Source organism: Xanthomonas sp. WHRI 10204 (genome assembly GCF_040202875.1).
GTDB lineage: Bacteria > Pseudomonadota > Gammaproteobacteria > Xanthomonadales > Xanthomonadaceae > Xanthomonas.
This window is the reverse complement of the sequence record NZ_JBEGDW010000003.1, coordinates 705,664-732,365: the sequence shown is the minus strand read 5'-3', so window position 1 is coordinate 732,365 and position 26,702 is coordinate 705,664. Positions and strand designations below refer to the sequence as shown.

The following is a 26,702-nucleotide window of genomic DNA, read 5'->3' as shown; positions in this document are numbered from 1 at the left end:
TGAGTGGAGTGATGACAGCAGTGACCAATCGATGGGACCCCGGCGTGGTACGCGCCCTGGCCGAAGCGCGCCACGGCGATGCCTTCGCCGTGTTGGGCGCGCACCCGACCGACGCAGGGCGCTTGCTGCGCACCTACCTGCCGGGCGCCGGCCATGTCAGCGCCGTGCTCGACGACGGGCAGACGATTGCCCTGGAGGCCGGCCCGGAAGCGGGCCTGTTTGCCGGTGAGTTGCCCGCACAAGGCGCGTATCGGCTGCGCATCGGCTGGCCCGGCGGCGAGCAGGAGACGGCCGACCCGTACGCGTTCGGGCCGCAGCTCAGCGACTTCGACCTGCACCTGATCAGCGAAGGCCACCATCTGCAATTGGCCGATGCGCTGGGCGCGAACGTGGTTGAGGTAGACGGCGTGCGCGGCACGCGCTTTGCTGTGTGGGCGCCCAATGCCTCGCGCGTGGCGGTGGTGGGCGACTTCAATAGTTGGGACGCGCGCCGTCACCCGATGCGGCTGCGTCACCAGTCCGGCGTGTGGGAGCTGTTCGTGCCCGATGTCGGCCCTGGCGCGCATTACAAATATCAGCTGCGCGGCCCACACGGCCACGAGCTGCCGGCCAAGGCCGACCCGGTCGCGCGTCGCGCCGAGCTTGCACCCGGCACCGCTTCGATCGTGGCCGACCCTACGCCGCACCAGTGGAGCGACGACGGCTGGATGGCCACGCGTGCGCGCCGCCAGGCGCACGACGCGCCGATGAGCGTCTACGAGATCCATGCCGGCTCCTGGCTGCGCGAAGAAGGCGTGGACCTGGACTGGGATGGCCTGGCCGATCGTCTGATTCCGTATGTGGCCGATATGGGTTTCACCCACGTCGAACTAATGCCGGTGACCGAGCATCCGTTCGGCGGCTCATGGGGCTATCAACCCTTGGGCTTGTTCGCACCGACCGCGCGCTTTGGCTCGCCCGATGGCTTTGCGCGCTTTGTTGATCGCTGCCACCGCGAAGGTATCGGCGTCATCGTCGATTGGGTGCCGGCGCACTTTCCCACCGACGCGCACGGCCTGGCGCATTTCGACGGCACCGCGCTGTACGAACACGCCGACCCGCGCGAAGGCTTCCATCGCGACTGGAATACGCTGATCTACAACCACGGCCGCCGCGAGGTGTCCGGGTTTTTGATCGCCAGCGCGCTGGAGTTCCTGCAGCGCTTCCACGTCGATGGCCTGCGTGTGGATGCGGTGGCCTCGATGCTGTATCGCGACTACAGCCGCAATGCCGGCGAGTGGGTGCCCAATATCCACGGCGGACGCGAGAATTACGAAACCATCGCATTCCTGCGCCGGCTCAACGACGTGGTGCGCGAGCACACCCCGGGTGCGGTGATGATTGCCGAAGAATCCACCGCGTTTCCCGGCGTCACCGCCGATGTCGCGCATGGCGGCCTGGGCTTTCACTACAAGTGGAACATGGGCTGGATGCACGACACCCTGCATTACGCGGGGCTGGACCCGATCTACCGCCGCTACCACCACGGCGAGCTGACTTTCAGCATGGTCTATGCGTATTCGGAGCGCTTCGTGTTGCCGATCTCGCACGACGAAGTGGTGCACGGCAAGGGCTCGTTGCTGGGCCGCATGCCAGGCGACGACTGGCAGCGGTTTGCCAATCTGCGTGCGTATCTGGGTTTCATGTTCACCCACCCCGGGCGCAAGTTGCTGTTCATGGGCTGCGAGTTCGGCCAGCCCACCGAATGGAATCACGACGGCGGCATTCCGTGGCACTTGCTCGACGACCCGCGCCATCGCGGTGTGCAAACACTGGTGCGCGATTTGAATCGGCTGTATGTGCAATACCCGGCATTGCACGCATACGACGACGATCCATCCGGGTTTGCCTGGGTCGTCGGCGATGACGCGGCCAACAGCGTGCTCGCGTTCCTGCGCAAGGGCAAACGCGGCGATGCGCCGGTGCTGGTGGTGATCAACTTCACCCCGGTGGTGCAGCACGGGTATCGCATCGGCGTGCCGCAGGGCGGCCAATGGCGCGAAGTATTCAACAGCGATGCCGGCATCTATGGCGGTGCCAACCTGGGCAACGGTGGCAGCGTGACCGCCGAGCAGCAATCCATGCACGGCCACGCCCAGTCGTTGCCGCTGCTGTTACCGCCGCTGGGCGTCATCGTGCTCACGCCGCACGGCTGAGTTAACTGCACGGCGCCGGGCAGCAAGCCCGGCGCTGCCGGATCGATGGGCTGGCTGGGCCATGCCGAAGACAGCCTGCTGAGGTGCCGTGTGGCGATGCCACCATCCGCGCAAAACACTTCGCTGCCTGCTGGTTGAGACATCGACAATGCCTACCCCGTTACGCATCGGATTGGTGTCCGACACGCACGGCCTGCTCAGGCCGGAAGCGGTCACGGCACTTGCCGGATGCGCTGCACTCATCCATGCCGGTGACGTGGGCAAACCCGACGTCCTAGCCGCATTGCAGGCGCTGGCGCCAGTGCACGCGATCGCCGGCAATATCGATGACAAACCCTGGGGGGCCGCCTTGCCGCAGACGCTGGATCTGGTGATCGCCGGCGTGCGCATCCATGTGCTGCACGATCTGAAAACACTGGCGGTGGACGTGGCGGCAGAGGTCGTCATCAGCGGTCATTCGCACATGCCGTCGGTGCACAGCCGCAATGGCGTGTTGTACGTCAATCCGGGCAGTGCAGGCCGACGCCGTTTCAGCCTGCCGATCAGCGTGGGTCTGTTGTGGTTGGGCGATGGCGCGCCGCGCGCCGAGCTGTGTGTGCTGGAGGTGCGCTGAGCGCTTTACGATGCAGCGCCTCTGTGGCGATTGCAGAGACCCAACTGCGTAACCACATGGCGGCCGCGCGCCATCTTGTGCAGCAAGTCGGAGCCACCGATACTTCCACGGAAGAGTCCGCCAACGCGGCGGGCGTCATGATCGACTCTTTAGGACACGCGCCACATGGATCGCACGCAAGCCGATGCCATCGCCGAAGCCATCATGCTGCCGGAGACACGCGCGCGGCTGCAGCGCGAACGCAAACGTGCCGCGCAGGCACGCCGCCTTGCGCGGCGCCGCGGGGCGGCGGGAATCTCGCTGCCGTGCATGGCGATCGGGGCGCTGGTGGCTCACTTCAACGGCCAGGGGTTTGCCCATGGCATCGTGGTGGGAGGTCTGATCGGCGGGGGGCTCGGCTTGGCGCTGTGCTGGTTTCGCGAACAGCGTACCGGCTGAGCGCCACGCCGGGTCGAGCATCGGTGTGCAGATGCCGGGTCGCCCTCGCTGGTTTGTGGTCCTAGGGAATCAACAGCGGCCGCAGCGCAGGCAACTGCTGCGACAACTCGTCGGCCACGATGGCGGCGAACAACTCCGCGCCGTCCGGGCCGAGATGGGTGTAGTCGAACGCGCGTTTGGCCTGGCCCATCGGCTCGGCGCTGGCGTTGTCCTGCGCTGTGGCAGTGGCGTTACTGGATCAACACAAGCACCTGTCGATAGCCGCCGCCGTACCGCAGGTGGTGTCGGCAGTGATTCCTGGCGCACGCACCGCCGAGCAGGCGCGGGCGTGGAGCCAATCGACACGGCACCGCACCGCTCAGGGCACCTCAGCAGCGGCTGCACCGTCGCGTGTGCAGCCGTACCGGTTGCCTGCAGGACGCGCACATAAGGAAGCGTCGCTGTGCTTCGTCCTTGAGGTATGAGGTCCAGGCATGCCGCGCGGGCCGCTTTGCAAGGGAACGACATGTGCTGGAAGAAAGTGTGCGCTGTGCCGCTGCTGTCATTGCTGCTGACGGCGGCAGCGACTGGGCCGGCAGAGATCTGGCGCTTCGATGTTCCCGCGCAAACTGCCGCCAGCGGGATCGCTGCTTTCTCACGGCAGGCCACGACAGTGCAGATTTTGGTTTCGCAGGACGCGGTTGCCGCACGCCGTACCAGCAGCCTGAAAGGGGCCTACCCGATCGAGTCTGCATTGACGGTCCTGTTGCGCCACAGCGGGTTGCGCTGGCTCAAGACCGGGCCAGGGACCTACTCGATCGTGCTTGCCGAGCAGGCGTCCGGTGCCGCGCAATCGCATTCCATGCAGCCTGCAGGAGCTTCGGCACCGGTCCATCAAGTGGCACGACCAGGGGCATCGCTATGAGAACGTCTGCGACAAAAAGGACTTTTTCCGCTCGCTTGTACGCTGGCCTGCTTGGGCTGGCATTGGTATCGAGCGTCGTCAGCGCAGTAGCAAGCGCATTGCCAGCGGCGACCACGGCGACCAATGCGGAACGTGTGGCTTCGGAGGAACCTGCGCCGTTGGCGGAGCTCGTGCGCGCGATCCATATTCCGTACCAGAGTTTCACGCTGCAGAACGGCTTGCGCGTCTTCGTGCATTCCGATCACCGCGCCAAGATGGTCACGCTGACCGTCGACTACAACGTCGGCTCTACGTCCGAGCCTGCGGGTCGAACCGGATTCGCGCACCTGTTCGAGCATCTGATGTTCAACGGCAGCGAGAATGCGCCAGGCGACTACGCACTGCCATTGCAGCGGCTGGGTGCCGAACTCAACGGCGTCACGATGCCTGATCGCACCAGCTATTACGAAAGCCTGCCCACCCCCGGGTTGGAGCAGGCGCTATTTCTGGAAAGTGACCGCATGGGGTATCTGCTCGGCGCACTCACCCAAACCAAGCTCGACGAGCAGCGCGGTGTGGTGCAAAACGAAAAGCGGCAGGCCGACAGCAAGCCGCTGGCGATCGTGCGCTACCGCGTGCGCGAGCGGTTGTATCCGCCGGGACATCCCGCTGCGCACGAGGTCTTCGGCTCGATGGCTGACCTGGACGCGGCAACACTGGATGACGTCAAGGCCTGGTTCCGTGCCCACTACGGTCCCAATAACGCGGTCCTGTCGATGGACGGCGATATCGACATTGACACCGCCAAGCGGTTGGTCGAGAAATATTTCGGCGCGATCCCGGCCGGCCCGTCCAATCTGCCACCGGTGGCTCCGGTACCGACCTTGCCAAAGCGGCTGGAAGACACCTTGACGGACCGAGTGTCCACACCGCACCTCTACCGCGCCTGGGCCGTTCCCGGCGAGGCCGATCCGGTGGCTGCATCACTCAAGGTTGCGGTGGCCACGATGGCGCAAATGGGATCGTCCTACCTCAAGCAACGGCTGGTACAGCAGGAAAAGAGTTTCAGCGCGCTTGCGGTCACGCTGGACACCTCGGTGCATTCGGGGATCGTCATGATCGATGGCAGCGTGGCGGCCGGGGTGGATCCGGTGCTGGCAAGCCGCCAGCTGGATGCGGCCATCGCCAGCATGCTGACCACCCCTGTGTCGGCCGACGACATAGACCTCTATGTCACCCGCCAGCTCGCACAGCAGCTCGCCGCGCTGCAGACGCCCTCCAGCAAGCTCGCTGTGGTGAACGAAGGGCTGCGGTTGGGCAAGGGGCCGGACTTCTACAAGACCGAGTTGCAGACGTTGGCCGCGCAAACGCCAGCGCGCGTGCAGGCAGCGGCAGCCACCTGGCTTAGCCGGCCGGCGTACGCGTTGACGGTCCTGCCAGGGGCGCCAGCGGCATTCGCGGCTGCCGCCGGGCCTTCCGCACGCAGCGTGGCCGCCCCTGTCGACCCGGTGGTTGCCGGAACCCGCGGTGGCCTGCCTCCAGTGGGTGTGTTCGGCGCCATCGCTTTTCCGCAGGCGCAGCAGCTGCGCCTGAGCAACGGCATCGAGGTGATGTATCTGCGCAGCGACGATGTGCCGTTCACCCAGATCACTATCGATGTCGATGCCGGCGTCGTGGCCGATCCGCTGCAGCGGCCTGGCACTCACGCCATGGTGCTGGGTTTGTTGGACAAGGGCACCACCAAGCGCAATGCCGATGCGCTTGCGATCCAGCGCGACCGACTTGGCGCATCTACCAGTCTGGAATCCGACCCTGACCGCACCACCGCCAAGCTGTCGGTCCCCAGCGCCAACCTGCGGCCGGCGCTGACTATGCTGGCGGACATGCTGCGCATCCCCGCGTTCGATCCGGACCGGATCCAGGAGCAGCGCGACGAGATGATTGCCGGCATCGCTGCCGCCGACACGGACGGCTCCATGCAAGTGGGACGCACCCTGCTGCAGCTGATCGATGCCGACTCGCCTTATACCCGTCACCAGGGGCCGCAAGATGCGGACGCGGTGAACGCGATCAGTCGCGAGGATCTGATCGCCTTCCACCACGCCTGGTTCCGGCCAGACAAGACCAGCATCTTCGTCAGCAGCGATCTGCCAGCGGAGGTCGTGCAGCAGCTGCTCGAGCGCAGCTTCGGCGATTGGCGGTCGCAGGGCGCACCGGGGCGCAAGGACCTGCCCGGACCGGCCAAGGCGTCGTCGCCGCGCATCGTGCTGATCGACAATCCGGATTCGGATCAGTCGATGATCCTGGCCGGGCAGGCGGTGGAGACGCGCAATCGCGGGCGTGTGTCCGACGCCACGCTGGCCAACATCGCGCTCGGAGCGAGCTTCTCGAGCCGCTTGAATACCGAGCTGCGCGAAACCAAAGGGTGGAGCTATGGCGTCGATGGCCGCTTCGATACCCTCAAGATGGCGACCCGCTACCTGGTCAATGCGCCGGTGCAACAGGACAAGACCGGCGAGACGATCGCCACGATCCGCCGGGAGATGTCCGAGTTTCTGGGCAAACGCCCAATGACGCGCGAAGAATTCGACTTTGTCATCGAGGGCCAGATCAGGAAGTTGTCGGTGGCCTATGGCGATGCACAAAGTTATCTGGATGCCATCCGTGAGAATCGCTTGCTCGGCCGCGCCGATGCATATCAAGCGTCGCTGGTCGAGCGCTATCGCCGCCTGGACCGCGAGACGGCGCAGGCGGCGCTGCAGCAGTCGATTGATCCGGGCAGGTTCGTCTGGGTCGTGCTCGGCGACGCGGCCAAGGTCGAGCCGCAGCTTGCCCAACTCGGGCTTCCGGTGACGGTCATCCCCGCTGCCGCCGCAACATCGCCGTGATGCGTGCAGGCCCGGGTGAGAAGGCACGCCGGGCCTGTGCTGCGCCGGTGCGCTGTCACGACGTCGGCCTGCGGCGATCCTGGCGAGACGGGGCGCTGTGTGTTGCCTGCGTGCCGGATAAGGAAGCGGCCCGACGGTTCGTCTAACAAGCAATGTTGCCGTCTGCGTCGTCCGACGCAGCGTCGCTTTTTGCCATGGGAATCCTTGCACAATGAACCCAAGAAACGTCACAACCTGCGTGGTCGCCGGCATTGCGGTGATTGCGTTCGGTATCGCCCAATGCGCGGTTGCTGCGCCACCTACGCCGACGTCGCTCGCAGCGCTGGTGCGCTCGGCGGAGATTCCCTTCGAAACGTTCACCCTGGACAACGGCCTGCGGGTGATCGTGCACACCGACCGTAGCGTCAAGCTGGTCTCGGTCAACGTCATCTACGACGTTGGCGCCAAGCATGAGCCGGCGGGGCGCAGCGGCTTTGCGCACTTGTTCGAGCACCTGATGTTCAGCGGCAGCGAAAACGCGCCTGGCGATTTCTTCGCTCCGCTCAAGGTCGCCGGTGCCACCGCCCAGAACGGCATGACCCAGAGCGACAAAACCAGCTATTACGAAACCGTGCCCACGCCCGCGCTGGAGCGGGCGTTGTTCATGGAGAGCGATCGCATGGGGCATCTGCTCGGCGCGATCTCCCAGATCAGACTCGATGAACAGCGTGGCGTGGTCAAGAACGAGAAGCGGCAGGGCGACAACGAACCCGGTGGCTTGGTCGAGTATCGCCTGACCGAGCGGCTGTTTCCGAGCGGGCATCCCTATGGTCACAGCGTCATCGGCTCGATGGCCGATCTGGATGCGGCCACCCTCGACGACGTCAAGGCATGGTTTCGCAACCACTATGGCCCCAACAACGCCACGGTCACGCTGGCCGGTGATATCGATACGGCCACCGCGCGCCAGTTGATGGTCAAGTACTTCGGCGACATTCCTTCCGGCCCGCGTGCCCAGCGGCCGGTCGCGCCGATTCCATCGTTGCCCAAACGTCTGGACGAGACCATGACAGATCGGGTCTCGGCCACATCGATCATCCGCGTGTGGACGATTCCGGGACGCAACGATCCACGCTCGATCCCGTTAGAGGCCGCTGCCGGCGTGATGGGAGCGCTCGCGACATCGCCGCTGCAGGAGGTTCTGGTCCGTGGCGAAAAATTGTTCACCGGTGCCGCTGCCAGCGTCAATTTGTACGATCAAGGCGGCATGTTCGTCGTCTCCGGCGAAGTGGCTGACGGTGTCGATCCGGTACGCGCAGGCCGACGCCTGGATGAGGTGGTTGCTGCGTTCCTGCGCGACGGCCCCAGCGTCGATGCGCTGCAGCGCTACGTCACGATGGATCTCACCAGCGCCATCAGCGGGCTGGATTCGGTCTCCAGTCGTGGCTACGCGCTGGCCGACGGCAGCCTGTTGGATCAGGGGCCGGGCTATCTGAAAGAACGCGCCGTTGCGCTTGCCGCGCAGACGCCAGCGCAGGTACGCGCTGCGGCAGCGCAATGGCTGGCTCGCCCGGTCTACGCATTGACGTTGGCACCGGGTCCACGCGTGGGCTACGAAGAGTCGCAGGCCAGCGAGCGCGTGCCTGCACCGAAAAAGACCGCAGATGCTGCAGCGGTGGTCGGCACGCGCGGTCCGTTACCGGCGATCGGCACCTTCACCGACCTGGCCTTTCCCAAGGTCGAACACGCGCGACTGTCCAACGGGATCGAAGTGATCTACGCGCAACGCAGCTCCAGCCCGATGAGCTATGCCTCCATCGAACTGGATGCAGGCATTGCGGCCGACCCGCAGGATGCAATCGGTACCCAGAATCTGCTGCTGTCGCTGTTGCAGCAGGGGACCGGTACGCGCAGCCAGAAAGAATTTGCCAGCGCTCTGGAACGGTTGGGTGCGCAAATCGCGACCGGCAGCTCCAGAGACCGGACCAGTCTGACGGTGGTTGCGCCTGGCGGCAATTTGGCACCGGCGATCGACCTGCTGTCGGACATGACCCGCAATCCCGCGCTTGCCCCGGCCGAAATCGAACTGCAGCGCAGAACCTTGCTGGCTGGCATCGCGCAGGAGGCCACCGACCCACAGTCGCTTGGCAGCGCCGCTATGCTGCAACTGATCAACCCGGCATCGCCCTACGCCAAAGACAAGGGAACCGGAGATGCAAAGGTGCTTGCCGCATTGCGCCGCAGTGATCTGCTTGCATTTCAGCGTGCCTGGTTTCGGCCTGACAAGGCCAAGGTGTTTGTGGTCAGCGCCCGCCCGCTTGCCGAGATCCAGCCGATGCTCGAGCGTAGCCTCGGCGACTGGCAGTCGACCGGGACGGCTGGAGTGAAGGATTTCTCGGCAACGCCGCGCCCTGCCGCGCCGCAGATTGTGCTGATCGATCGCCCGGACTCGGCGCAAGCGATGATTCTGGCCGGGCAGTACACCGCCTTGAAGGGGACCGACGAGCTCACCGCATTGGAAGTGGCCAACGATGGCCTGGGTGGCGGCATCCTCAGCCGCCTCAATGCAGACCTGCGCGAGCGTAAGAACTGGACATACGGCGTCCGTGCAGGCTTTCGCACGCCAGCGCATTCGATCAGCTATTCCGTCGTCGCTCCGGTGCAGTCGGACAAGACCGGCGCCTCGATCAGCACCATCCGCGAGATCATTCAGGCGTATGTGGGCAGCCAGCCGATGACCCAGGCCGAGTTCGAGTTGGCAGTGGACAGCCGCGTGCATGCGCTACCGGGCGAGTTCGCAACCTCCAAGTCGATTCTCGATGCGATGCGTTCCAACGATATCTTCCAGCGCCCCGACGATTACGACAACCGTCAGACCAGCCGCTACCGCGCGCTCACACTCGCCGATGCCCGTGGGGCAATCGGAGCGGTGGTCGATCCGTCCAAGCTGGTCTGGGTCGTGGTCGCCGACGCGGCCAAGGTCAGGCCGCAGTTGGAAACGCTCGGCCTGCCGATCAAACTGGTGCCTGCCGATTCGGACGTCGCTGCGCAACCTTGATGCGCACGCCGGTGATCGCCGCCCGACTCGGCCGGCGATCACCGCAGCAGTCGATGCATGCCCCGAACGGCGAGGCCATGGCATCCCACGCAGGGCAGCGATGGGTGGGTGGCGGTGTTGGTGTGCATGCGAACCGACCACAGTTGGCATGTCGAATCGACGGTGCCGACCTGTGCTCACCATTCACCGCGACACGTCGGCGAGCGTCCTGTTGCCTGTTGCGATGACCGTCACCGTGACCGTGACCGTGACCGTCATTGCATGGCGGTGCGAGACAGTGGATGGGCCGCCGAGGCGGCCTGTGCGATGCGCGCATGAGTTGGCCGTTGCGCCAGCGTGGGGCGATCGCACCAATGCAAATGCATCAGCGCGATCCGGGCGCTGCGACCGTGCCGTCTCTCACACCAAGCCGGTGAGCTATTGGACGTTCGGGTGGTCGACTTCGCGGCCGTCGGTGATGACGATGGTGTGGTCGCGGCGCTTGATCGACGCGCCCAGCGTGATGGCTGCCGTGCGGGCGAAGCCTTCCGGATCGTCCAGACGAAACACGCCGAACAGACGTTTTTGCGCGACCTGCGGTTGCGCGACGACAATCGGGGTCGGACTGTAACGATTGAATTCGGCAACCGCTTCGGCCAGCGTCTCTCCCGATAGATCCAGCCTGCCTGCACGCCATGCCAGCTTGCGCTCGATGACCGGCGCGGCGATCTCTGGCTCCTGTCGAATAACGGCGGTATCGGCGATGAACAACGCCGAGCCGGCGGACAATGCCACCGCGCGCGGTTCGGCGCCCACCACCCACACGCGCACCACGCCCTCTGTCACCATGACATCGGCACCGTCGCTGTGCCGCCGCACCGAAAACGCGGTGCCGACTGCTTCGACCCGGACCGGCCCTGCCGACACCACGAACGGACGTTGCTTGTTCTTTGCGACCCGAAACCACGCTTCGCCCTGCTCTAGCGAGATGGCGCGCAGTTCCTGGATATACGCGACCCTGACCTTGCTGGCGGTGTTGATGGCCATGGTCGAGCGGTCGGCCAGCGGCACCCGGCGGACTTCGCCAATGGCCGTCTGGTACTGCTCGCCGCGCGGTAGCAGGACCGACAGACCAACAACGGCGATGGCGACTGCCGCGCATGCACCGACGACCATGGGCCAGCGCGCACGGCGTGACGCCCGCGACGGAGCGGGCTTCGGTGCAGGCGATGGCACGTGGCGGAAAGCGGCATCGCTGGTTTCCGCCAGTGCGTCCAGCGTGCACCAGGTTGCCTCGGCCTTGAGCAAGGCGCCGCGGCGGCGCACATCCCCCCCCAGCCATTGGTCCAGTTCCTCGGACACTGCGGGCGTACGCCCCTCCCGATCCAGGCGCAGCACCCAATGCATGGCCTCCTGTTCGATCTCCTGCGCGTTTTGACGGGTGCTCATTTTCGCCACCTTCGTACCGGCTGCGCCTGTTCGGGGTCGCTCTGCAGCGCCCGCGTCAGCAGCAACATGCCCTTGACCGCGTCATTTTCCACGATGCTTTCGCTGACTCCCAACTGGGCGGCGATGTCGCGCTGTGACAAGCCCTGAATCTTGCGCATCTTGATGATTGCCCGGCAACGCTCGGGCAGGGCTTCGATCAATCGAAGCACACGATCAAGCTCATGTCTGTCGTTGGTAACGCGCTCGGGATCCAGTTCGTCGACATGGCATGGCAGGTCGGCAATCTGTCCTACCGCATCGATGCGCACGACGCGCGCGCGCCGAATCTGATCGATCATCAGGTAACGCACCGTCTGAAAGAAATAAGCCCCCGGACTTTCGATCTGCTCGGCATGACGCAGGCCGGCCAGTTTGGCATATGCCTCCTGCACCAGATCGTCGACATCCTCCGGGCTCAGACCACGCTGGCGCAGCCAGCTGCGGATCGCCGCCTCGTGGGGCACGATCTCCCTCGCCACCCAGCGCGTTAACCGCGTGCGTTCGATCTCGCTGGTCGACCGGCGTTCGTTCACTGGACGGGTTTCGTCTACGACACTCTCCGCACTGCATGACCTGCCGATACGCTCGAATGGCCCCAGGTCGAATCCTGCGCGGCCCGTCCCCTGATGAATCTTGCCGCGTCAGAAACTCTTGATCAGCGTCAGATAATAGCTTGCCAACCGCGGGTCGCCGAAGGTGCTGTAATACCGTGCCGGCGAAACCGAATCGACCGGCGGGCGCTTGTTGAGGACATTGTTGATGCCCAGACGCAGCGTGGTGCCGTCAGCAAATGCATAGGATCCGGAGACGTCGTGGTAGATCTGTTTGGGGATCTTGGCCGCACCCTGGCTGAATTCAACCGTTCTGGTTTCGTTGAGATGGTAGGAGTCGAAGTATCTGGCTTGCCAGGACAGTCCCAGATGCGTACCGGTCCATTCCACTCGGCCGGATCCTTTCCACCTAAGCCCACCGATGCCGCTCAGGCGCGACAAGAAGTCGGCCCCGATGACGCCGGCATAGTTGGTATTGGCACCGCCGGGCACCTTCTGTTGGGTCAAGCTATCCACATAGGTCGCGTTGAGGCCGACACCGATCTGGCCGCCGAACAGATCATGCGAATAACTGGCCGCAAGATCGTAGGACTCGCTGGCCGAGCCGACCAGATTGGCCAGCGAAGCGTCGATGGTCTCGATCGGCCCGACTGCGTAGCCGTCCGATGCTGGCCCACGGGTGACCCGACCAGGGTAGCGGCTCAGGAAGCTTTCGAAGGAACGCTGCACCTGCGGGTTGCCATCCGGGGTCAGCAGTTCGAGCGGGTCGTAGTAGTTGTCGCGTTTGGTGATCCGGGTCCAGTCCAGCGACATGCGCAGCCCGTCTGCAAACGTGGGCTCCACGATGATGCCCGCAGTGAAGGTCTTGGATGTTTCCGGCCGGGCATCGGGATTGCCGCCACTGAAGCCGGTGAGGTAGTAGGAACCAGGAAAGAGCGGGCTCGGCAATCCGATCTGCTCATTGCCACGCTGCGGATCGGTGGCACTGACGACCAGCAGCGGATTGCTGATCTTGAGCAGTTCGTTGAGCTTGGGAGTCAGATAGCCGGTTGCATAGGAGCCGCGCAGGGTGATGCTGTCGATGATCCGCCAGCGCGCGCTGTAGGTTGGATTGAAATGGGCATTGCGTGCACTGGAGGTTGGCTGCGACGGCGGACACAGCGAGCGAATGTCCAGGCTCGGCAGCGGCCCGTCTATGAACAGGCAGTTGGCATTGGGTGAGCCGGTCTCTTCGGAGCGCTCGTACCTGCCGGCGATGGTCAACAACAGCTCGCGTACCAGCGGGATCTTGTTGTCGCTGCCAATCAGCGGCAGGTTGATTTCGGCATAGGCCGAGTCGACCTGCTCGCGGCCGGGCGCCGAGATATTGACTAACGACTGGGTGGCACTGTTTTGTGCGTTCATGCTTTCGGCCTGCTTCTGCAGTGTGCGCTCCAGGCTGACCGTGGCGGTCGGTTCGCCGCCGGGCAACTTGAACGGGATCGGGCCTGCCAGGCGTAACGAGGCGACCGTCAGGTCGTTGCGCGTGGGCGTCTGCCTGGATCCGTAAGGCACGTTTTCGTAGGCATAGTTGAAATTGGGCGCAAGCCGCACGTCGCGCAGGATGTCCTGTTCGCCGTTGCGGAACGTGTCGAGGGTGTCCTGGGCGACCTCGGTTGGGAAGTCGTCGTTGCGCATGCGGCTCTGGCTGCGCGAGACGTCGATCACCGCCTGCCAGCTGGCGGGCAGCTGCATGATCGCGCCGAACACACCGCGGTAGGTCTGCGCGATGTTCTCGTTGACCACGGAGTTTCCCCCGGAAAACGGCACCGTGACCGTGACATCCTGCGCGAACGGATTGTTTGGCGCATCGGCGGCCAGTACCAGATCGTTGGGAATCGAGTTGCGGCGTGCCTTGCTGACCGCACGGGTCATGCTGGCCTCTGCGTAGAGCTTCAACCAATCGGTGACGTCATGACGCAGCGCAATCGAGGCGGCCTGTTGTTCGGTGCCGAAGATGAGTTCGCGCTGGCCACCGTCGCGTGCGTCGGTCGTGGACAAGTCGAGTTGATAGGTGCCGGCGTTGGCAATCAGCGGGTTCACCCCGTCCTGGGCCAAACCGCGATAGCCATCTGGCACGTGGGTATAGAACGAGGGGAGGGTGGAGCCGCCGTATTCCGGATCCAGCTGCAGCGGGTTGCGCGTGTCGGTTGAGCGGATATTGGGTGTGTTGCCCAGCGGCGAAGCGAACCTGTAGTAGTTGGGATTGTTGGCAAGTCCGCGGCGTTTGCTGTCCAGCAATAGCGCAGAGCGGTCGCGATTCATGATCGGGCTGGCGGTGGACCAGCTTGCATTGAAGGTGATGTTGGTGCGTCCATCCTGCAGCGAGCGGCCGCCGGTCAGATCGAAGCGCCGGCCTGATCCGCCGCCGTCGAACGTGTTGTTGTAGGTGCTGGACAGTTCGCTGCCGGCGTAATCGCGGCGCATGATGATGTTGATCGCCCCGCCGGTGGCACCGTTGCCGTAGATGCCGGAAGCAGAGGACGCCAGGACCTCGATTCGCTCGATCGCCGCCATCGGAATGCCGGACAGCGACGGCTGACCCAGGCTGCCGTCGCTGTTGGTGGTGCCGGCGATGCGGCGCCCGTCGACCAGGATCAGCGTTTCGCGTTCGCCCAGTCCACGCAGATTGATAGAGCTGACGTTACGGGTCTCAAATGCGCCTCCCTGGTCGGAGGTGCCTGGCGATGCATTGACGCTGAGCTGGTTACGCAGAAACGTTTCGAGATTGGGCGCACCGGAGCGTCGGATGGTTTCGCCATCGATCACCACGAAGGGCTGACTGTCATCCTCGGAGCGGCTGATGCCCGTGTTGAGCGTCCACTCCCGGCGTCCTTGCACCGTAATTTCGGGCAGGGCGACGGTGTCTTCGCGGAACTTCCGTTCCACGATCGAGAAGCTGTTGGGGCCGGTGCGCTGCCAGCTGAGACGGGTGCCGCTCAGCAGTACGTCCAGGCCATGCTCGACCTCGTAAGTGCCTTTCACTTCTGCGGTGTCGACCGCTGCGGCGGTTTTTTCGCTGATCAGGATCTGTGCATCGGCTTGTTGGCCGAAGGCGCGGATGCCGCTTTGCGCCGGCTGGGCCGCCACCTCGAAGGTGTGCGACTGGGCCGCTGCGGCGCCCGACACCACCATGACGGCCACACACGTGGCACAGGCCACGTAAGGTACGACGGGAACACCTGATCGCATGAGTCTTGCCCCGAGTGAGAAGTGGAACCTTGCCGCGCGTGGACCATCCGCTGACCTAGGTGCGGTTGCAGTCGTACTAGACCCGACGAACCACCATCACACTTCCTTACATTCGCATGACAATCGCATGCGAATTATCCATTTCGTCTGCAACTACCGCGTTGCCGCTCGGTCGGCAACTGCGTGACACGCGCTAGGGAATCAACAACGGCCGCAGCGCAGGCAACTGCTGCGCCAACTCGTCGGCCACGATGGCGGCGAACAAATCCGCGCCGTCCGGGCCGAGATGGGTGTAGTCGAACGCGAGTTTGGCCTGGCCCATCGGCTCGGCGCTGGCGTTGTCCTGCGCTGTGGCAGCGGGGTTGGTCGTGGCTGTGTTCTTCGACGCTGAGGCAGACGCAGATGCCGGAGATGGCGCAACCGTCTGCGCAGGTGTTTTGCCGATGGTGGTGCCCGATTGCGCGGCGACGATCTGCGCCGGTTCGGCGGGGCGCTGCGCCAGCCGCATCGCCAGCACCGGCCCCATGCCCTGCACCAGAGCGCGGCTGCGCGCATGCAGATCCACCAATGGCACCTGCAGCTCGCGCGCGACCGCACGCGTGGCCTGCGCCCAGGGGCCCAGGTCATCCACCAACTGGCCGGCCTCGAACTGCCGCCGCGTCAACGGCGTCACCAGCACCGGCACCGCGCCGGCGGCGCGCGCTTCGGCCACGTAGCGGCGCAGGTTGGCCGGGAATTCGCTGGCCAAGTCGGTGGAGCGCCCCGGCTTGCCGGGCTGATCGTTGTGACCGAACTGGATCAACACAACCACGTGCTGATAGCCGCCGCTGCGCAGCTCCTTGAGCGCGATGTCCCACGAGCCTTCGGCGCGATAGTTGGAGGTGCTGCGTCCCCCGCGTGCCAGGTTGAGGCAGCTCAGAAACGAGGTCACATGCTGCGCGCAGAAGCTCGGGCCCCAGCCGCCTTGCACGGCGGTGGTGGAATCGCCCACCAGCACGATCTTGCTGGCGGCAAGCGGCCGTGTCGCGGCCGGTGCGCTGCTGTTTGCGCTGTTGGTGGTGGATGCCGTGGAGGCGAGTGGTGTGTCGACCACGGCGGCAGCGGTGGCATCAGCGAACGCAAGGCAGGCAACTGCCAGCGCAGTCAGCAGCATGGATGGGGCAACGGAATACCTACGCATGGATCACCTCAGATCGAATAAGTGCAGCTGACAAACCGACTGTGCTCACCGCCAGGTGGGCGGAGCTGGTGCGCGGTGCGCATTACCACGCGGACACTCCGGTTCCTCCGCGCCGTCCACATCCACCTGACACCTGCTCGCTCCGATTGATTGGTCGCTCTAAATACTGCTGCGCGATCGCAGCAAGCGTACGGCCGGTGCCCGCGTCGGTCTGTATCGCTCGGATCCCGGTGTACCGAGCGCGCCATAAGAACCCGAATGGCGACTGCCTGCCACGTGCTGTTCGTCGCTCGATAGAACAAGCGCTCAGAACGTGCCACGTTGAATAAACGGCGCTTGCTGATACAGCCGACGTTCGCCACCGCGCGGGTCGTTTTCCATCCGGCTTGGCACATCGAACAGCATGGTGTCGCGGCGCTGCAACGAATACTGCCGCCAGCGCGTGGCACCGCGATGCGTGGGGTCGCCATGCCGCGCAAACGCGATCAACGCAGCGCTCATCTGGTCGGCCATGCGCTGCGCATCGGCGCTGTCGCCGGTGCGCGAACCGGGCTGGCCGATGGTGTCGAACACCAGCGGAATATCCAGCGTGTGGAACGCGCCGAACTTGCCGCCGTCCAGCGGCGAGCCCCAGTTCAGTTGATACACCCAGGTCGGTGCGCCCTGGCGTGCGCGCGCTTCGGCTTCTTCCACCGCGCCGCGCCACGAGCGCCCGGCGGTGGTGGCGGCAAAGAACACCTCCGATGGCGAGTAATGCGGATACAGGCGGCGGTATTCGGCGATCACCACCTGCGGCAACAGGTCCACGTATTGCTGCGCTTCCAGCTTGGCCGGCAGCGTGTCCCAGGTGAGTGCGAAGTTGGCCGCATCGTTGCCGAGAAACGCGCGCGTCTCGTCGCGGGTATTGCCGATCACCATCGGAATCGTCGCCGACTGCAACGGTGCGGTCGGCCAGAACGGATGCACCGGCAGGTTGCGCGCATCCAGCACCGGGCCGAAATACAGCGCGCTGTTTTCCACCCGCGACGGGTCGCGTACCTGCGCGGCGGCCAGCAGCTGCGCCACCGGCACGCTGCGCAGGCGCGCGAGATCGGCCGGCGCAATCTTCAGCGCCTCCAGCAGCAATTGCGCGCGCTGGGTGGCCGCGCGCGGCCCGGCCGCGGTGACCTGCTGCCCGCTCATGGTCCAGGCGCGATGGAACAGGCCGCGCGCGGCGGGCATGGCCATCAGCGTGGCGATCTTGGCGCCGCCGCCGGATTGACCGAACACGGTGACATTGCCGGCATCGCCGCCGAATTCGGCCGCGTGCTGGCGCACCCAGTGCAGCGCCTGGATCAGATCCAGCTGCCCGGCATTCCCGGAGTCGGCAACGCTGGCATCGCCCAGCTGCGCCAGCGACAGATAGCCGAACAGGTTGAGCCGGTGATTGACGGTGACCACCACCACATCGCCGCGCCGGCACAGGCGCACGCCGTCGTACAGTGGGTCGCTGCCGGAGCCGGTGGTGTAACCGCCGCCGTGGATATAGAACAGGACCGGCCGCCTGCCGCCGTCGCGCAGGCCGGGCGTCCAGACATTGAGGAACAGGCAGTCCTCGCTGGTGGGTTCGCTGGCCTTGGGCTGCGGGGCGGCGGCGCCGAAGCCGGTGGCATCGCGCACGCCGCTCCACGCTGTCTCCGGCACGGGCGCCTGGAAGCGCCGCGCGGCGGTGTCGCCGCCGTACGGGATGCCCTTGAACACGCAGATGCCCTGCTCGCGATACCCGCGCAGTGCACCGCTACGCACCTGTGCCAGCGGTGCGCTGTCATCGCGCGGCGGTGGCGCTACGGCACTGGCGACACCGGGTAACGCGACGGCAGCACTGACGAGCAATCCACTGCGCAGCAGCGTGCGTCGGCGCACGTCGGGCGTGGATGGCGCCGTCATCGCGCCGCGTCCTGCGCCGCAGCCGGTGGCTTGCTGACGTGCGCAATCCACGCCTGCGCCAGCTGCGGCCACGCCGCCACCGTCAACCCGGTGGTGGCCGCGGTGCCGAAGCCATGCCCGCCCTGCGGAAAGACGTGCAGCTCGCTGGGCACGCCGGCGCGCAGTAGCGCGTCGTGCATCAGCAAGCTGTTACGCACCGACACCACGGTGTCGTCCTGCGCGTGCAGCAAAAATGTCGGCGGGGTGCGCGCATCCACGTGCAACTGCGGCGAATACGCACTCACCTGCGCAGCGCTGGGCGTCTTGCCGAGCAGGCGCTCGCGCGAGCCCATGTGCGCATTGGCGCTGTCCATGTCGATCACCGGGTAGATCAGCAACGCGAAGTCCGGCCGCGCGCTCAGCGCATCGGCGGCGTCCTGCGCCGGGTACACCTGCGCGGCGTAACGCGTGTCCAGGCTGGCGGCGACGTGGCCGCCGGCCGAAAACCCCATCACCCCGACCCGCTGCGCATCGATGCCGTAGCGGCCCGCATTGGCGCGGATCAGCCGCAGCGCGCGTTGCGCGTCGGCCAGCGGCACGTCGGCGCCATTCGGGTGGCCTTCGCCGGGCAGCCGGTAGCGCAGCACGAACAAGGTGATGCCGGCCTGGTCGACGAAGCTTGGCACGAGCGCGCTACCTTCGTTGTCCAGCACGATGCGCTGATAGCCGCCGCCGGGGGTGACCAACAGCGCGGTGCCGTTGGGCTGCTTGGGGCGGTAGACCACCAGATAGGGCTGGCCGATGTTCTGGATATAGCGGTCGGGCAGGGCGGCATCGCTGCTGCGGTCCACGATGCGCTGCGGCTGCGGCAACGCCGTGTCTCCCGGTGCCATCGCCTTCGGCCACAGGGCGATCCGGCTGGCCTGTTCGGCGGCGGTATCGGCGCTGGCGCGTTCTGCCGACCAAGCCGGCGCACTGGCCAGTGCCAGAGCGGCGACGGTCACTGTCAGGCAGCGGCGCAGGGCCTGCAATGCGCGGTTTCCATTATGTTTTTGGCGTGTCTGCTGCATCTACTCCTCCCAGGGCCACTTCGGTATCGCGGTCACAATGTCGCACTGCATATTGCCAATGACACCGGTTTACCATATACAGCACACCGTGCCGCTGTCGATTGGCAGTGCAACAAAACACCTATCAGGGAGTCACCCTTGAGCAACGACGCCGCCACCCCGCCAACGTCCACATCCACGCTGTCCGACATCGCCCAGCGCTTTGTGGAGGCACGCCGTGCAGGGGCCTCGCTTCCCGACTTTCCGGGGCAAATCCCCGACGATCTGGTTACCGCCTACCACGTGCAGGACATCGCCATCAGCCAGTGGCACGACCATGTGGTCGGCTGGAAAGTGGGCTATATCGCCGCCGAACGCCGCGATGCCTCCGGCGATGAGCGTCTGCTCGGCCCGATCTTCTCGAAGAAGCTCTGGAATGCTACCGGTGGAACAACCGAGTTTCCGATCTACGAAGGCGGCTTCGGTGCGGTCGAGGCCGAGTACGTGCTGCGTCTGGACGCCGACGCGCCGGCCGAGCAGAGCCACTTCACCCCGGAGCAGGCTGCACAATTGCCAGCCACGCTGTTCATCGGCGTGGAGATTGCCAGCAGCCCGCTGGCGACCATCAACAAACTGGGCCCGCGTGTGGTGATTTCCGATTTCGGCAACAACAACGGCCTGATTCTGGGCCCGGAAGTGACCGATTGGCTGGCCCGCGACGAAGCCACGCTGAGCGCCGAAACCCTGATCGACGACCAGGTCGTCGGCACAGGCGGCGCCACCACGCTGCCCGGCGGATTGCGCGCGGCCTACGCATTTGCGCTCAGCCGTTCGGCTCAGCGCGGACGCCCGCTCAAGCGCGGTGATCTCATTGCCACGGGCAATGCCACCGGTATCCATGACATCGAAGTGGGACAGCGTGCCCTGATTCGCTTCGCCGGCATCGGCGACATTTCCTGTACGGCTGTGTCCGCCAAATAACGGTGGACCCCGTGACCAGACGCTTGGGAGGGCGCCAATGATCACACGCAGACATTTCCTCGGTGCCGGATTTGGCGCCGCCGCAGCCGCTCCTTGGCTGGGCGCTGGCGCCACCACACCGATTCCCGGTGGGCAGTTGCTCACCGCCACCGACGTCCACGTCGGCGATTACCCCACCGTGGAGGCGGTGCGGTGGTTCGGCAAACAGCTCGAAGCGCGCACCAACGGCCGGCTCAAGCTGCGCCAGTACCACTCCGGCCAGCTGGGCCGCGAGTCGGAGGCGATCGACATGGCGCGCTTCGGCGCCATCGACATCACCCGCGTGTATTCGGGTGCGTTGAACAACGCCTTTCCGCTGACCCAGGCGCTGTGCCTGCCGTACGTGTTCGACTCGGTGCCGCATCTGCGCCGCGCCATCGACGGCCATGTCGGCGACAGCGTTCTGCGCAGCTTCGAACAGCGCGATCTGGTGGGTCTTGCGATCTACGATTCGGGCGCGCGCTGCTTCTACAACACCAAGCATCCGCTGCATCGCCCGGAAGATCTCAAGGGCCTGAAATTGCGTGTGGCCTCGTCGGACATCTTTCTCAAGCTGATGCGCATGCTGGGCGCCAACCCCACGCCGATGTCGTTGGGCGAGACGTTTTCGGCGATGGAAACGCACATGATCGACGGTGCGGAAAACAACATGCGCAGCTTCCAGTCCAGCCGTCATTTCGAAGCGGCGCACTACTGGTCGCAGAGCGAGCATTCCTATGCGCCGGACATCCTGGTGATGTCGCGCAAGAGCTTCGAATCGCTCAGCCCGGCCGATCGCGGCCTGGTGGTGGAACTGGCGCGCGCGTCGGTGCCGGTGATGCGCAACCTCTGGGATGCGTCGGAGGTGGTCGCACGCAAGCAGGTGATCGATTACGGCGTGAAGCTCAACCAGGTTGACATGCCGGCGTTCCGCGCCGCCGCCGCCCCACTGCTGGCCGAATACCGCAAGCAGCCGGAGATCGAAGCGCTGTACCGCCGCATCCGCGATTTCGCATAGAGGTATCCCGATGACCGTACCCGAGACCGTCGCCGTCCCGGCCGCGCCGTTGCAGCGCGCGCTGGACCGCGTTTCCGATATTGCCATTGGCGTGGCGTCGCTGGCGCTGCTTGGCCTGGTGGTTGTGCAGGGCTGGCAGGTATTCACCCGCTATGTGCTCAACAATTCCCCGAGCTGGACCGAGCCGGTGACGCTGTTGCTGCTGAGCACCGCGCTGAGCCTGGCGGCCGCCGCCGGTGTGCACACCAATCGCCACTTCGGCTTCTACCTGCTGGGCGACCACGTGCCACCGCTGGTGCGCAAACTGTTCGATCTGATTCGCCCGTTGATGATCATGGCCATCGGCGCCGTGCTGGCGTGGTGGAGTGCGGCGCTGCTGATCGATGGCCTGGACATCAAGATGGCCGGCGCGCAGATGCCGCAGAGCATCAACTACCTGCCGCTGTCCATTGGCGGTGCGCTGATGGTGGTGTTTGCCTTGTACAAGTTGTGGCGTGTGCTGCGCCCGATCCACACCGGAGGAGTGCGCTGATGGGCATCGCCATGTTGTTGGGAACCTTCGTGGTGCTGCTGCTGATCGGCGTGCCGGTCGCCTATGCACTGGGTGCGGCCGCACTAGCCACGTTGCTGTATCTGGATCTGCCCACGGTGGTGCTGGTGCAGCAGATTTCCGCAGGCAGCGGCTCGGCATCGTTGATCGCGATTCCGCTGTTTATCTTTGCCGGCGAGCTGATGCTGCGCGGCGGGATTTCCGAACGCTTGATCGCGCTGGCGTCCTCGTTGGTCGGGCGTGTGCGCGGCGGCCTGGGTCAGGTCAGCGTGCTGTCGTCGCTGTTCTTCGGTGGCGTGTCCGGCTCTGCCATCGCCGACGTGTCGGCGGTAGGCGGCACCATGATTCCGCAGATGATCAAACGCGGTTACGACCGCGATTACGCGGTGAACGTGAGCATGACCGCCGCGTTGGTGGCGCTGTTGGTGCCACCCTCGCACAACCTGATCCTGTTCTCGGCGGCGGCCGGTGGTGGCCTGTCGATTGCCGATCTGTTTGCGGCCGGCATCTTCCCCGCGCTGCTGATGACTGCGGCAATGATGGTCACCGGCTATGTGGTGGCGCGCCATCGCGGCTACGGCACCGAGCCGTTCCCCGGCTGGCGTGCGGTGGCCTTGCGCCTGTTCGGTGCATTGCCGGGCCTGGGCCTGGTGGCGTTGATCTTCATCGGAATCCGCGCCGGCATCTTTACCGCGGTGGAAAGCGCCGCGATCGCCGTGGTCTACGCGTTGATCGTCACTGCATTGCTGTATCGCCAGCTGCGCTGGGCCGAGTTCTTCGCCGCCGTCACGCATGCCGCGCGGACCACTGGCGTGATCCTGTTCGTGATCGCTACGGCGGCGGTGTTCGGCTGGTTGCTGGCGTATCTGCAGGTGCCGGCGGCGGCGGTGAAACTGCTGCAGTCGGTGGCCGACGGCAAGAACACCGTGCTGCTGATGATCGTGGTGATGCTGCTGCTGCTGGGCATGTTCATGGACCTGGCGCCGAAGATCCTGATCTGCACGCCGATCTTCCTGCCGGTGGTCAAGGCCTACGGCATCGACCCGATCCATTTCGGTCTGGTGATGGTGCTGGCCGGCGGTATTGGCCTGATCACCCCGCCGATCGGGTCGGTGCTGTTTATCGGCACCTCCATCGGGCAGATCACAATCGCCCAAAGCATGCGCACCATCTGGCCGTTCTGGCTGGCGGCGCTGTGCGTGCTGTTGATCGTGGCGTTTTTCCCGGAGCTGTCGCTCTGGTTGCCGAGGGCACTGCGCGCGTAAGCGCGTCGGTGCTGGCGGGAGTCTCCCGCCTTCATCCAGCAGCCGGCGATCTAGGCGCCGGCCCTGCATCGCCCCGCGCGACGGGGACAAGGAGAAAGCATGCGTCACCGTATGACATCCGCGCGCTTGCGTTGGCTGCTGGCCGCCGGGCTGGTGCTGTGCACCGGCCTGAGCATGGCCGCCGACTGGAAGCGCGGTATCGAACATCAGCGCATTGCCGACCAAGGCAATGGCACCTTTCTCAACCCGGTCCTGGCCGGCGATCACCCCGACCCGTCGGTGCTCAAGGACGGCGACGATTACTACCTCACGCTGTCCTCGTTTGACGCGTATCCCGGCCTGCCGATCTGGCATTCGCGCGATCTGGTCAACTGGCAGCCGCTGGGCCACGCCATCACCCAGAACGTCGGTGCGATCTGGGCGCCGGACCTGATCAAGCATGGCAAGCGCTATTACATCTATTTCCCGGCCCGTCGTGGCGACCAGGCCGAGCGCAGCAACTTCGTGGTGTGGGCCGATGACATCAAGGGCCCGTGGAGCAAGCCGATCGACATCGGCCTGGGCAAGTACATCGACCCGGGTCATGCGGTGGGCGAAGACGGCAAGCGGTATCTGTTCCTCAGCGGCGGCGATTACGTGCAGCTGTCCGACGACGGCCTGACCGTGGTCGGCACGCCCAAGCACGTCTACGACGGCTGGAAGTACCCGGAAAGCTGGGACGTGGAAGGCTACGCGCAGGAAGGCCCCAAGATCACCCGCCACAACGGCTGGTACTACATGACCACCGCCGTAGGCGGCACCGCCGGCCCGCCGACCGGGCACATGGTGATCACCGCGCGCTCGCGTTCCATCCATGGTCCGTGGCAGAACGCGCCCAACAACCCGATCACCCGCACCAAGAGCGCCGACGAGCCGTGGTGGTCGCGTGGTCACGCGACCCTGGTGGAAGGCACCGACAAACGCTGGTGGATGCTCTACCACGGCTACGAACACGGCTTCTGGACGCTGGGCCGGCAGGCCTTGCTGGACCCGATCGAATGGACCCCGGACGGCTGGTTCGTCGCCAAGGGCGGCGATCTGGGCACCCCGATGAAGAAACCCAGCGGCCAGGCGCTGACCCACGGCCTGGCGCTGTCGGACGATTTCCGCGCCAAGACGCTCGGCCCGCAGTGGGCGTTCTTCAACCCGGCGGCCGACGAAGCCAAGCGCCTGCAGGTGGGCGATGGCGTGTTGCGTCTGCAGGGCAAGGGCACCGCTCCGCGCAACGCCTCGCCGCTGACGGTGATCGCCACCGACCAGGCCTACCAGTTCGAAGTGCAGATGACCGTGGCACCGGGCGGGCAGGGCGGGGCGCTGCTGTTCTACAGCGACAAGCTCTACGCCGGCGTGGGCAGCAATGGCGAAAACTTCGTCATGCACCGCTACGGCGAAGAACGCCCCGGCACGCTGGCCCCCAGTGCTACCGGTGGCACCTTGTGGCTGCGGGTCACCAACAACCGCCACATCGTCACCATCCACAGCAGCACCGACGGCAAGACGTGGACCAAGTACCCGGTGCAGATGGAAGTGTCCGGCTACCACCACAACGTGGCCGGCAAGTTCCTGGCATTGAAGCCGGCGCTGTATGCCGCCGGCCCGGGCCAGGTGGAGTTCCGCAACTTCCGCTACCGCGCCCTGGACTGACCGTTCTGCATCGCCGGGCATGCCGCCGCGATGGCCGCTGCGGCGTGCCTTGCGCGGCGGGTCCGAGGTGGCGGCAGGCTTCGCTCAGGTCTGCCGGCCGTCTGGCCGGTAGAATCCAATCAACTTCACTGGTTGACCGCTATGCCCGCCCGCAAGATGCCTGAAGAGGGAATGCCCGGCCTGCCGAAGGGCAAGGTAGCCACGATCAACGACATCGCACGGATGTCGGGCGTGTCCAAGAAGACCGTGTCGCGGATCATCAACAACTCGCCGCTGGTGCGGCAGGACACCCGCGAGAAGGTCGAGGCGTTGATGCGCGAGGTTGGCTACTCGCCCGACCCGCTCGCGCGCGGGCTGGCGTTCCGGCGCTCGTTCCTGATCGGCATGGTCTACGACAATCCCACCGCGCAATACATCGTGGACATGCAGTACGGCGCGCTGGACGCGCTGCGCGGCTCCAGTTTCGAGCTGGTGGTGCACCCTTGCGACAGCCGTAGCCCCGGCTACATCGAAGGCGTGCGTCGTTTTGCCCAGGCGCAGAAGCTGCACGGGGTGATCCTGGTGCCGCGCGCGTCCGAAGATCAGGCGCTGGCCGATATGCTGGCCGAGATCGGCTGCCGCTACACCCGCATTGCCTCGGTCGCGCTGGATACCACCTCGCAAACGGTGATCACCCACGACCGCGACGGCGCTGCCGAGGCGGCCGACTACCTGCTCTCGCTCGGCCACCGCGACATCGCCCTGGTCACCGGCCCCAGCGCCTACCGTTCCTCGATCGAACGCACCTCGGGATTTGCCGACGCGCTGACCCGGCGCGGCATCGAACTGCCCTCCGAGCGTATCGTCGAAGCCGGCTACACCTTCGAATCGGGCGTGGCCGCCGCCGAAAAGCTGCTGCTGGGCAAAAAGCGCCCCACCGCCATTTTCACCGGTAACGATGAAATGGCTGCCGGTATCTACAAGGTCGCGCTGCGCGCCGGCATCAACATCCCGCGCCAGCTCTCGGTGATCGGCTACGACGACAGCTCGCTGGCCTCGCGCCTGTGGCCACCGCTGACCTCGGTGCGCCGCCACACCCGCGATACCGGCCGCACCGCCGCGGCCATGCTGATCCAGCCCGACAATGCCCCGCAACTACCCACCGCCAGCGTGCGCCCGCATCTGATCGTGCGCGACTCCTGCCAACCGCCGGAAGATTGAGCACCGCGTGCTGGGATCCCACGCGGCGCGGGCCTTCCGCTCCACCTTGCAGGATGTTGTGCCGGTCAAGGTGAGAACAGCTGCCTTGATCGGCCAACGGCTGGCCCCCATCCGCCCTTCGGGCACCTTCCCCCGCAGGCGGGGGAAGGCAGTGTGCCGATCGCTGCGGTGAAGCCCTCTCCCGACGCCCCTCTCCTGCTTGCGGGGCGAGAAGGCACGGCTTGCGCGCCACGGGCGCGCGTGCCTTGGAGCGCTCGCGCCGCAAGCGCGGGCCAGGGCGCGGAGCGGGGATTGGGGTGAGGGCACGGCGGCAGATAGGCACCTGAGAACAACGTAGGCATGCGCTGAAAACGCGGTAGGCCTCAAGCCTCGCCCCAATACTGCGCGCCGCCTCGCACCCTCATCCGGCGCTGCGCGCCACCTTCTCCCGGTGGGAGAAGGGATCAAAGCCCCTCTCCCGCCTGAGTGTCTTGGAGCGCCCGCGCCGAAAACACGGTAAGCACACTCACCGCTCAAGCCGCGGCCCCCAAGACTGCGCGTCGCCTCGCAC

18 protein-coding genes, 1 other RNA gene and 2 pseudogenes are annotated in these 26,702 nt (G+C 65.5%); 14 read left to right on the top strand and 7 right to left on the bottom strand.

What is annotated here, in order from left to right:
* Positions 1-11: 11 nt before the first annotated feature.
* The 3 genes from glgB (at position 12) to ABQZ00_RS20120 (ending at position 3,246) form a co-directional block, all read left to right on the top strand.
* A complete protein-coding gene (gene glgB, locus ABQZ00_RS20130; RefSeq protein ID WP_055854014.1) occupies positions 12-2,195 on the top strand; it encodes a 1,4-alpha-glucan branching protein GlgB in 2,184 nt (727 codons plus the stop codon).
* Positions 2,196-2,343: 148 nt separating this feature from the next.
* A complete protein-coding gene (locus ABQZ00_RS20125) occupies positions 2,344-2,808 on the top strand; it encodes a metallophosphoesterase family protein (RefSeq protein ID WP_323538375.1) in 465 nt (154 codons plus the stop codon).
* 165 nt (positions 2,809-2,973) lie between these two features.
* Positions 2,974-3,246: a hypothetical protein gene (locus tag ABQZ00_RS20120; RefSeq protein WP_323538376.1), complete on the top strand. Its 273-nt coding sequence runs from the start codon at positions 2,974-2,976 to the stop codon at positions 3,244-3,246.
* A gap of 61 nt (positions 3,247-3,307) precedes the next feature.
* Here ABQZ00_RS20120 and ABQZ00_RS20115 read toward each other — a convergent pair.
* A pseudogene (locus ABQZ00_RS20115) lies at positions 3,308-3,472 on the bottom strand (lysophospholipase); the annotation flags it as partial.
* Between ABQZ00_RS20115 and ABQZ00_RS20110 the strand changes: the two are divergent.
* The 4 genes and pseudogenes from ABQZ00_RS20110 to ABQZ00_RS20100 form a co-directional block, all read left to right on the top strand.
* Positions 3,468-3,593: pseudogene (locus ABQZ00_RS20110) on the top strand (aldo/keto reductase); the annotation flags it as partial. The pseudogenes ABQZ00_RS20115 and ABQZ00_RS20110 sit on opposite strands and share 5 nt — an antisense overlap.
* 113 nt (positions 3,594-3,706) lie before the next feature.
* Positions 3,707-4,150: an STN domain-containing protein gene (locus ABQZ00_RS23905; protein WP_115552538.1), complete on the top strand. Its 444-nt coding sequence runs from the start codon at positions 3,707-3,709 to the stop codon at positions 4,148-4,150.
* 158 nt (positions 4,151-4,308) lie between these two features.
* Positions 4,309-7,017, top strand: coding sequence for a M16 family metallopeptidase (locus tag ABQZ00_RS20105; protein WP_323538377.1), 2,709 nt, complete (start codon positions 4,309-4,311; stop codon positions 7,015-7,017).
* A 211-nt stretch (positions 7,018-7,228) separates the two neighbouring features.
* On the top strand, positions 7,229-10,054 hold the full coding sequence (locus ABQZ00_RS20100; RefSeq protein WP_323538378.1) for a M16 family metallopeptidase: 2,826 nt from the start codon (positions 7,229-7,231) through the stop codon (positions 10,052-10,054).
* A 417-nt stretch (positions 10,055-10,471) separates the two neighbouring features.
* On the opposite strand, the gene ABQZ00_RS20095 is transcribed toward ABQZ00_RS20100, so the two are convergent.
* From ABQZ00_RS20095 to ABQZ00_RS20080, 4 genes are all read right to left on the bottom strand, one after another.
* Positions 10,472-11,482 carry a FecR family protein gene (locus ABQZ00_RS20095; protein WP_323538379.1) on the bottom strand — a complete coding sequence of 337 codons (1,011 nt, stop codon included), beginning with the start codon at positions 11,480-11,482 and terminating at the stop codon, positions 10,472-10,474.
* Positions 11,479-12,054 (bottom strand): RNA polymerase sigma factor, encoded by a 576-nt coding sequence (locus ABQZ00_RS20090; protein ID WP_115552542.1) that lies wholly within the window; start codon positions 12,052-12,054, stop codon positions 11,479-11,481. The genes ABQZ00_RS20095 and ABQZ00_RS20090 overlap by 4 nt, the downstream gene beginning before the upstream one ends.
* A 108-nt stretch (positions 12,055-12,162) precedes the next feature.
* The gene (locus ABQZ00_RS20085; RefSeq protein ID WP_323538380.1) at positions 12,163-15,246 is read right to left on the bottom strand and encodes a TonB-dependent receptor; all 3,084 of its coding nucleotides are present in this window, start codon (positions 15,244-15,246) and stop codon (positions 12,163-12,165) included.
* Between the two features lie 250 nt (positions 15,247-15,496).
* Complete coding sequence (locus ABQZ00_RS20080) at positions 15,497-16,483, bottom strand: rhamnogalacturonan acetylesterase (protein ID WP_323538381.1); 987 nt, start codon at positions 16,481-16,483, stop codon at positions 15,497-15,499.
* A gap of 81 nt (positions 16,484-16,564) precedes the next feature.
* Between ABQZ00_RS20080 and ABQZ00_RS20075 the strand changes: the two genes are divergently transcribed.
* Positions 16,565-16,639, top strand: a non-coding RNA gene (locus ABQZ00_RS20075) — sX9 sRNA.
* A gap of 150 nt (positions 16,640-16,789) precedes the next feature.
* On the opposite strand, the gene ABQZ00_RS20070 is transcribed toward ABQZ00_RS20075, so the two are convergent.
* Both ABQZ00_RS20070 and ABQZ00_RS20065 read right to left on the bottom strand, forming a co-directional pair.
* The gene (locus ABQZ00_RS20070; protein ID WP_323538382.1) at positions 16,790-18,409 is read right to left on the bottom strand and encodes a carboxylesterase/lipase family protein; all 1,620 of its coding nucleotides are present in this window, start codon (positions 18,407-18,409) and stop codon (positions 16,790-16,792) included.
* A complete protein-coding gene (locus ABQZ00_RS20065) occupies positions 18,406-19,458 on the bottom strand; it encodes an alpha/beta hydrolase (protein WP_323538383.1) in 1,053 nt (350 codons plus the stop codon). Before ABQZ00_RS20065 ends, ABQZ00_RS20070 begins: the two co-directional genes overlap by 4 nt.
* A gap of 138 nt (positions 19,459-19,596) precedes the next feature.
* Between ABQZ00_RS20065 and ABQZ00_RS20060 the strand changes: the two genes are divergently transcribed.
* The 6 genes from ABQZ00_RS20060 (at position 19,597) to ABQZ00_RS20035 (ending at position 26,152) form a co-directional block, all read left to right on the top strand.
* Positions 19,597-20,418, top strand: a complete 822-nt coding sequence (locus ABQZ00_RS20060; RefSeq protein ID WP_323538384.1) for a 2-keto-4-pentenoate hydratase — start codon at positions 19,597-19,599, stop codon at positions 20,416-20,418.
* 37 nt (positions 20,419-20,455) lie between these two features.
* The gene (locus ABQZ00_RS20055; RefSeq protein ID WP_115526688.1) at positions 20,456-21,454 is read left to right on the top strand and encodes a TRAP transporter substrate-binding protein; all 999 of its coding nucleotides are present in this window, start codon (positions 20,456-20,458) and stop codon (positions 21,452-21,454) included.
* Between the two features lie 10 nt (positions 21,455-21,464).
* Positions 21,465-21,986 carry a TRAP transporter small permease gene (locus ABQZ00_RS20050; protein WP_161963779.1) on the top strand — a complete coding sequence of 174 codons (522 nt, stop codon included), beginning with the start codon at positions 21,465-21,467 and terminating at the stop codon, positions 21,984-21,986.
* Positions 21,986-23,269 (top strand): TRAP transporter large permease, encoded by a 1,284-nt coding sequence (locus ABQZ00_RS20045; protein WP_055853858.1) that lies wholly within the window; start codon positions 21,986-21,988, stop codon positions 23,267-23,269. Before ABQZ00_RS20050 ends, ABQZ00_RS20045 begins: the two co-directional genes overlap by 1 nt.
* 99 nt (positions 23,270-23,368) lie before the next feature.
* Entirely contained in the window at positions 23,369-24,952 is a 1,584-nt protein-coding gene (locus ABQZ00_RS20040) for a family 43 glycosylhydrolase (protein ID WP_311239900.1), read from the top strand.
* A 141-nt stretch (positions 24,953-25,093) separates the two neighbouring features.
* Positions 25,094-26,152, top strand: a complete 1,059-nt coding sequence (locus ABQZ00_RS20035) for a LacI family DNA-binding transcriptional regulator (RefSeq protein ID WP_055853853.1) — start codon at positions 25,094-25,096, stop codon at positions 26,150-26,152.
* Positions 26,153-26,702: the final 550 nt, after the last annotated feature.

Bases quoted from the DNA above. Each gene is read 5' to 3' on its own strand.
- glgB (WP_055854014.1), top strand. From the start codon at position 12: ATGACAGCAGTGACCAATCGATGGGACCCCGGCGTGGTACGCGCCCTG.
- ABQZ00_RS20125 (WP_323538375.1), top strand. From the start codon at position 2,344: ATGCCTACCCCGTTACGCATCGGATTGGTGTCCGACACGCACGGCCTG.
- ABQZ00_RS20120 (WP_323538376.1), top strand. From the start codon at position 2,974: ATGGATCGCACGCAAGCCGATGCCATCGCCGAAGCCATCATGCTGCCG.
- ABQZ00_RS23905 (WP_115552538.1), top strand. From the start codon at position 3,707: ATGAGGTCCAGGCATGCCGCGCGGGCCGCTTTGCAAGGGAACGACATG.
- ABQZ00_RS20100 (WP_323538378.1), top strand. From the start codon at position 7,229: ATGAACCCAAGAAACGTCACAACCTGCGTGGTCGCCGGCATTGCGGTG.
- ABQZ00_RS20095 (WP_323538379.1), bottom strand. From the start codon at position 11,482: ATGAGCACCCGTCAAAACGCGCAGGAGATCGAACAGGAGGCCATGCAT.
- ABQZ00_RS20085 (WP_323538380.1), bottom strand. From the start codon at position 15,246: ATGGTGGTGTCGGGCGCCGCAGCGGCCCAGTCGCACACCTTCGAGGTG.
- ABQZ00_RS20080 (WP_323538381.1), bottom strand. From the start codon at position 16,483: ATGCGTAGGTATTCCGTTGCCCCATCCATGCTGCTGACTGCGCTGGCA.
- ABQZ00_RS20070 (WP_323538382.1), bottom strand. From the start codon at position 18,409: ATGACGGCGCCATCCACGCCCGACGTGCGCCGACGCACGCTGCTGCGC.
- ABQZ00_RS20065 (WP_323538383.1), bottom strand. From the start codon at position 19,458: ATGCAGCAGACACGCCAAAAACATAATGGAAACCGCGCATTGCAGGCC.
- ABQZ00_RS20055 (WP_115526688.1), top strand. From the start codon at position 20,456: ATGATCACACGCAGACATTTCCTCGGTGCCGGATTTGGCGCCGCCGCA.
- ABQZ00_RS20050 (WP_161963779.1), top strand. From the start codon at position 21,465: ATGACCGTACCCGAGACCGTCGCCGTCCCGGCCGCGCCGTTGCAGCGC.
- ABQZ00_RS20045 (WP_055853858.1), top strand. From the start codon at position 21,986: ATGGGCATCGCCATGTTGTTGGGAACCTTCGTGGTGCTGCTGCTGATC.
- ABQZ00_RS20040 (WP_311239900.1), top strand. From the start codon at position 23,369: ATGCGTCACCGTATGACATCCGCGCGCTTGCGTTGGCTGCTGGCCGCC.
- ABQZ00_RS20035 (WP_055853853.1), top strand. From the start codon at position 25,094: ATGCCCGCCCGCAAGATGCCTGAAGAGGGAATGCCCGGCCTGCCGAAG.